The organism is Arsenophonus sp. ENCA (genome assembly GCF_002287155.1).
GTDB lineage: Bacteria > Pseudomonadota > Gammaproteobacteria > Enterobacterales > Enterobacteriaceae > Arsenophonus > Arsenophonus nilaparvatae.
In genome coordinates this window covers 1-5,623 of the sequence record NZ_NHNG01000371.1, presented here as the reverse complement: position 1 = coordinate 5,623, position 5,623 = coordinate 1, and the positions used below count along the sequence as shown (strand labels likewise).

Here is a 5,623-nt window from a genome sequence, read left to right as displayed (position 1 = left end):
TTAACCCCGTTAGCACGGTATAACCGCGATGTATCGGGGATTTGGTGCTGTCAGCAAGTTGACAGCACTTAGGGGGGTGTTGCCAAAACTTAAGGCGATCTTTTTCTTGACTTAGCACGGTAGCTGCAAAGCTCATTGGCACTATATGACAGCGATGATGATGTTAATTGTCTAAGATGAGGTATTGAAGCCCGATTATTGCAAATGTATTTGAGAGATGTATTATGTATTTGCTCATTAAGATTCGTATTGCGAATAAGAAATTTACATAAAACTAAAAAAGTTTCACCTCGACAAATTAGCCAACTTTTATGGTTGGCTTTTTCTATTCTGAAATCTGAAAATTCAAAAGCTCCTAAAAAGCATTGTGAGCAACGATAAAATTTTAGTCGTACGAATTTACGTTTTTATCGATAAAATGGCTCAGAATTGATTACAGGAGCTTTTAGAGGGTGTTTTGACTCTTCTTTCTGTCTTCTTTTAGCACTTCAATGAAGACTTGCTCGAATTCGTCATTTTTGGGGAGGTCTTGTTTGAGGATGTACTTGTTGACGAAGAAATCTGGTTCAATACCGAGTCGTCTTGAGGCTTCAAATCCGCGTTTGACCCAATCTAGGGGCAAAATGTGTTCGTGGGCTAATTCCTCAGCCCAATGCCAATCAAAACGTTTGATTTCATCTTCACGTAGAATCCGAATTGACTTTGCGTCATAGGTCATGAATTACTTCACCGCCTCTTTGAGTCTTTGACCCGCTTTAAAACTCGGTACGTTTGCAGCAGCAATTTTAAGCACCTCTCCCGTTTTTGGATTACGTCCATCTCTGGCTGCGCGTTGCTTAACCTGAAAGCTACCAAAGCCAACGAGTTGTACGTCATCTCCGGCCTTTAGCGCTTCTGTCACGGTTTCGATGAAAGCGTTCAGTGCCTTCTCTGCGTCCTTTTTGCTCAACCCTGATTTCTCTGCAACTTTACTGATGAGTTCTGTTTTGTTCATGGTGTGCCTGAATTAGTGGATAAATTAATTCTAGTGATGCTAGCTGTAGCTTCCTGATAGTGCAATGTTTCAGGTTAATTAATTCAAAAAAATCTTTTTAATTAAAAAGCCTACGCTCGCCGCAAGTCTGTGACCGAGCGGAGCGAGTGAGCAGACGAGGAAGCGGAATATCACATTTAGTCAAAAAGAAATACGGTCACTCAGTAGTAACATATTTTGGGGTTTAGGTTTTTTGTTAGAAGAAAAGTTATCCACAGAAAAACCTCGCGCGCGCGTAGTTATATTTAGTTATGTATAAGTTAAAAGAGTTAAAGAAAGGAAAATAAGAAATAAACAACTGATTTTTATATAAAAAATGACTTTACTTTTTCCTAAAGTACGGGTTTTTATTCCTAAAGTACGGGTGTTTATCTTACTTATCCACAATAAAAATGGCTTTTTCTGATTTTTTTTTATTAAATTAATAGTTGTTTTCCTAAAGTACGGTTTATACTTCTTGAAGTACGATATTTTTTGTATTCCTAAAGTACGAAAACTCGAGTCTGTTAGATGTTGTTGGCATTTAACAGACTCTAACCAACAATCCTAACAAATCTAGGAGTGAGGCTGTGCATGATCATACAAAAAAAATAGGAAAACGCAATTTGAAGACATTACGTCCACAATTACATAAGCAACTAGAATTTTTTATTGCTGATGAGGTTGATATTTCTACCTTTAGGGATGAATTAGCAAGTATGGAGCATCCTTTTTTTGCTTTAAAAGGTGGTGATACGAAAGTTAGGGAATATAAAAATGGTAATGTCACTGTCATTGCAAGATCATTAGCTGGTATAGGGTTAGCTACGATCTTTGATAAAGATATTTGGATATATGTTATCTCAAAACTACAAGAAGCAATTAATAATAACCAGCCTATTAGTCGCACTATATCATTTACTCCATATGATTTTTTTATCACTACAAATCGTAATGATGGAGGGAAAAGTTATGAATTATTGAGATTGGCTTTGGCTAGACTGAAAGGAACTGTTATTACAACTAATATAACTTATGGTAAAGAAAATCAAGAAACTATTAGTTTCGGGTTAATTGATAGTTGGCGAATTCTGGAGGAACACAAAGGTAAACTTGAAATTGGGATGGTAGAAGTAACTTTACCAGACTGGCTTTATCAAGCAATAACAAAGACAAAAGTATTACAAATTAGTCCTGATTATTTCCGTATAAGAAAAGCTATTGATAGACGGCTTTATGAGATTGCTCGCAAGCATTGTGGTAGTCAGGCCGAATTTACAATTTGTTTAGAAAAATTGTATTTAAAAACAGGTAGTACGGCGGTATTATCTAAGTTCAAATTCAATATTAAGCAATTAGCTAAAACTAATGATCTTCCTGATTATGAAATTCTATTTGATTCAATGAAAAACAAAGTAACTTTCAAAAATCGTAAACAAAATACCCCTGAAGCCGAAGCATCGCGTAAGCAAGAAAAAGGGAAAAAAGAAGTTCATAAATTAAAGAAACGACTTTTCCAAAATAATTGATGGTCATTTAAGTATATATAACTGTATATACTTTATTTTTTGACGCGAATCGTTTTTTTATCTACAATGTATATATCTAAGTATATACATTAATGTTGGATTTTATATGAAAACCCCTTTTATTATTAGTTTTGCCAACAGTAAAGGTGGGGTAGGTAAGACAACTAGTTGTATAGCTGTTGGCTGTTGTCTAGCACAACAAGGGTATAAAACATTGCTTATTGATTTAGATCATCAAGGAAATCTTAGTGATGATTTAGGTAGAGGGGATGAAGATTATACGATTACAGATCTTTTTGAAAACCCTAAATTTGATATTAATAAAATAATATATTCAGCCCTTGATTCAAATGATGAAATAAAAAACTTATCTATTATTCCAGCGGATATAACATTAGCTGTTGAAGCTAGAAGCGCTGAAAGATTCAGGCATAGGTTAACTATTTTAGATGATGCACTTAAACGTTTGAATGCTAAATTTTATTTTGTTTGATTTGCGCCCTGCAATTGATTTAAGCATAGAAAATGCTCTTTTAATTACAGATTTAATTGTTATTCCTGTTGATATGGATCGAAGAGCTATTAAAGGCATTAATGATTTGCTACAAGTAGCAAAAGAAGTAAAACGTCAAGAGAATATTGTATATATTCTTGTAAAGACAAAAGTAAACAAATCTCATTCTAAAATGCAAAAAGCTATAAATGAGTATGTCAAAAAGTCAGGCTATCATGTAGCTACAACAGAAATAAGGGTTAGTGAGCTTTATAAGCAAGCTACAGAAAACCATAGACCCTCTCCTCTTTATGCTTTTAATGAAAGACCACATGAAGATTATTTATCATTGACAAATGAACTTATTAAAAGAGTTGAGGAGATTTCTTAAGTGAGTAGAAGTGATAGAATAACAAAAGGTGTAACGCGAGTTGTAGAAAAAAGAAATATTACAACTGGCAAGCAAATGAATTTGCGTATGACTAATTTAGATGAAGATGCACTTTCTATTATGATAGATAAAATACAAGAAATTGTGCCACAAAAAAATATATCAAAGTCACGAGTTTTACGTGCTGTTGGTTATTTAAATTATGATATGAATTTAGTTAAAAAATTAGCTAAATCAGTTATTAATAATACATAGTGTATATACTTTTATATATTCATTTTTATATACTTAAGTAAGCGGTACTTGAAGGGACTAACGATCCCGACAAGTACCTAATCCAAAACCTAATGTAACTAGGAGTCGGACTATGCGAAATAGTACGCATATTGCACGCATAATGAAAGCGTGCGGCATATCAATCGAGCAGCTTTTGAGCTTTGCTCACACGTCAAAACACCTCACAACCCGTCAGCGTGAGTACCTTCTGAGTATCGGAGGTGCAGTATGAAATCCGAGATGCATGAATTTTGTCGACGCGTAACTGTTCCCTGTGGATTTTCGGATAGTGAGGGGGAAATTCATAATAATGCCACCATGACGGAGTTACTGGCGTTGAACAAAGATGCTCTTGAAATTGCGAATTTATTGGAAAAAATCCGCACTGAAAAATCACCGTTTTTTGTCATTATTAATCTGGTTTCTGATTTCAATCAATCGCCCACCGTTTGGCAGTTCCATTTTTTACCGCTTTTTTGTAGTGAAAATGGCTATCTTGGCACTTTCTTTCACGCTCATGAATTCCTGTTTTTATCTCTGCTGGATTATGTCGATGGCATGCTGCCTTATGCAGTTACTACGGAAAAACCCAATAAGCTGTTTACTGCTAAAGAGTGGGAAGTATTGTTTTTCACGATGCACCGTTTTAGCAGCAAGGAAATTGGTAGATGGTTAAATATTTTTCCCTCAACGGTTGAATCGCACTTGAAGACTATCTACGGAAAAGTCAATGTCCATTCTGCTTGTCAGCTAAGGACATTTTGCAAATCAAAAGACTTTGAGCGCTATATTCCTGCTGAGCTTATTCATAAGAGACGTGGATTCGTAGAAATGGGAGGGATCGCATGAGTGTTTTTTATTCTGACGAACTGAAACAATTTTCTCAGTTGTTTCCTGAATTTACGCAAACTCAACAAGAAAATGTTTTTCTCTTTGCAATTGGTATTCCTATTGCCAATATAGCTGATATACGCCACGTCTCTATTCGAAGTGTCCAAGCTTCTTTGATTGAAGCTCAGCACCGTTTGGAATTAGGCTCGACTAGCTCACTGAGAGCGGTGGCACAAATGCGACTATTTCTCCCATTATTAAGATTAGCTTTTTATTTTTTTCATGAAAAAAGGGATTTTGATGAAGTTTAGTAAACCATAAATAACCTGAGTTCGGGATAAGCGGTAGTTATGGGAAAATAAAAATTACTCACTTATCAATAAAAACCTTTTAAAATCAATAAAATGATAAAAGATGGAAAGATTTTCAGTGATCATAGGTTAAAATATAAGCTATTTTCTCTGCTAAAATCATGAAAAAAGCCAAAATTAAGCACTACTTTATGTAATTATTTTAAGTTAAATAATTGAATATATGATGAAAAATTTTAGATTCCTTATCCCGAACTCAGGTTAAATAACACTGGCAGTAAGCAAGGAATTAACAGTAGGAACGCCTGTTTCTATTGTTAATCCAATGTAGCTTGCTGTTATACAGGCAAAAAGGGCATACCAACCTATAAATGGCGTGTCTTTATTTTCGGGGATTTTTTCATATTGTTGGGTTTCTTTGAGAATATTTCTGTGAGTTTTGACAATAAGCGTGTTGCTTAATAGTGAAATAAGGGTGTTTCGGTGATTGAAGTAAATTTTACGCTGTTCTGAGATGGAAATTCCAAAGACCTGCGCTAAGGAGTAAGAAGGTATCATCAATAAAGGGTCTACGATTCCGTAAAATTTGGGTCATGCAACCGAGGCGCTTGATACCCGCGATGGCGTGTTCAACTGTAATACGGATGCCCGAGATTATTTTATTTTCTTGTTTTTGTTCAGGCGATAAAGGTCTTTTTCGAGTTCCTTTTTTTGGGATTTGTGTATTAGGATGCTGTTTATCTATACCTTGAAAACCGGTATCTGCCCAGATGGTTACCT

The 5,623-nt window shown here is 35.1% G+C and carries 8 protein-coding genes and 1 pseudogene; 5 read left to right on the top strand and 4 right to left on the bottom strand.

The genetic code is table 11. The features are described 5' to 3' along the window. Positions 1-445: 445 nt before the first annotated feature. Positions 446-718 (bottom strand): hypothetical protein, encoded by a 273-nt coding sequence (locus CBG25_RS09770; RefSeq protein ID WP_290606349.1) that lies wholly within the window; start codon positions 716-718, stop codon positions 446-448. Between the two features lie 3 nt (positions 719-721). After that, positions 722-994: an HU family DNA-binding protein gene (locus CBG25_RS09765; RefSeq protein ID WP_290606347.1), complete on the bottom strand. Its 273-nt coding sequence runs from the start codon at positions 992-994 to the stop codon at positions 722-724. Positions 995-1,602: 608 nt separating this feature from the next. On the opposite strand from CBG25_RS09765, the gene CBG25_RS09760 reads away from it, so the two are divergent. The 5 genes and pseudogenes from CBG25_RS09760 (at position 1,603) to CBG25_RS09735 (ending at position 4,843) form a co-directional block, all read left to right on the top strand. After that, complete coding sequence (locus CBG25_RS09760) at positions 1,603-2,541, top strand: replication initiator protein A (RefSeq protein ID WP_290606345.1); 939 nt, start codon at positions 1,603-1,605, stop codon at positions 2,539-2,541. A gap of 106 nt (positions 2,542-2,647) precedes the next feature. Then, positions 2,648-3,425: pseudogene (locus CBG25_RS21400) on the top strand (ParA family protein). Continuing rightward, positions 3,426-3,680, top strand: a complete 255-nt coding sequence (locus CBG25_RS09745) for a hypothetical protein (RefSeq protein WP_280632085.1) — start codon at positions 3,426-3,428, stop codon at positions 3,678-3,680. It abuts the pseudogene before it with no gap. Positions 3,681-3,929: 249 nt separating this feature from the next. After that, positions 3,930-4,550 (top strand): LuxR C-terminal-related transcriptional regulator, encoded by a 621-nt coding sequence (locus CBG25_RS09740; protein WP_290606340.1) that lies wholly within the window; start codon positions 3,930-3,932, stop codon positions 4,548-4,550. Further along, positions 4,547-4,843, top strand: a complete 297-nt coding sequence (locus tag CBG25_RS09735) for a hypothetical protein (protein WP_051297010.1) — start codon at positions 4,547-4,549, stop codon at positions 4,841-4,843. The genes CBG25_RS09740 and CBG25_RS09735 overlap by 4 nt, the downstream gene beginning before the upstream one ends. Before the next feature lie 261 nt (positions 4,844-5,104). Here the strand turns inward: CBG25_RS09735 and CBG25_RS09730 are convergent, their stop codons facing one another. Together CBG25_RS09730 and CBG25_RS09725 are read right to left on the bottom strand one after the other, a co-directional pair. Next, entirely contained in the window at positions 5,105-5,401 is a 297-nt protein-coding gene (locus CBG25_RS09730; RefSeq protein WP_290606338.1) for a hypothetical protein, read from the bottom strand. Further along, a partial coding sequence (locus CBG25_RS09725) for a transposase family protein (RefSeq protein ID WP_290603775.1) occupies positions 5,343-5,623 on the bottom strand: 281 nt, incomplete at its 5' end. The genes CBG25_RS09730 and CBG25_RS09725, both read right to left, overlap by 59 nt.

Coding starts and splice junctions, on each gene's coding strand:
- CBG25_RS09770 (WP_290606349.1), bottom strand. CDS start 718: ATGACCTATGACGCAAAGTCAATTCGGATTCTACGTGAAGATGAAATC.
- CBG25_RS09765 (WP_290606347.1), bottom strand. CDS start 994: ATGAACAAAACAGAACTCATCAGTAAAGTTGCAGAGAAATCAGGGTTG.
- CBG25_RS09740 (WP_290606340.1), top strand. CDS start 3,930: ATGAAATCCGAGATGCATGAATTTTGTCGACGCGTAACTGTTCCCTGT.
- CBG25_RS09735 (WP_051297010.1), top strand. CDS start 4,547: ATGAGTGTTTTTTATTCTGACGAACTGAAACAATTTTCTCAGTTGTTT.
- CBG25_RS09730 (WP_290606338.1), bottom strand. CDS start 5,401: ATGATACCTTCTTACTCCTTAGCGCAGGTCTTTGGAATTTCCATCTCA.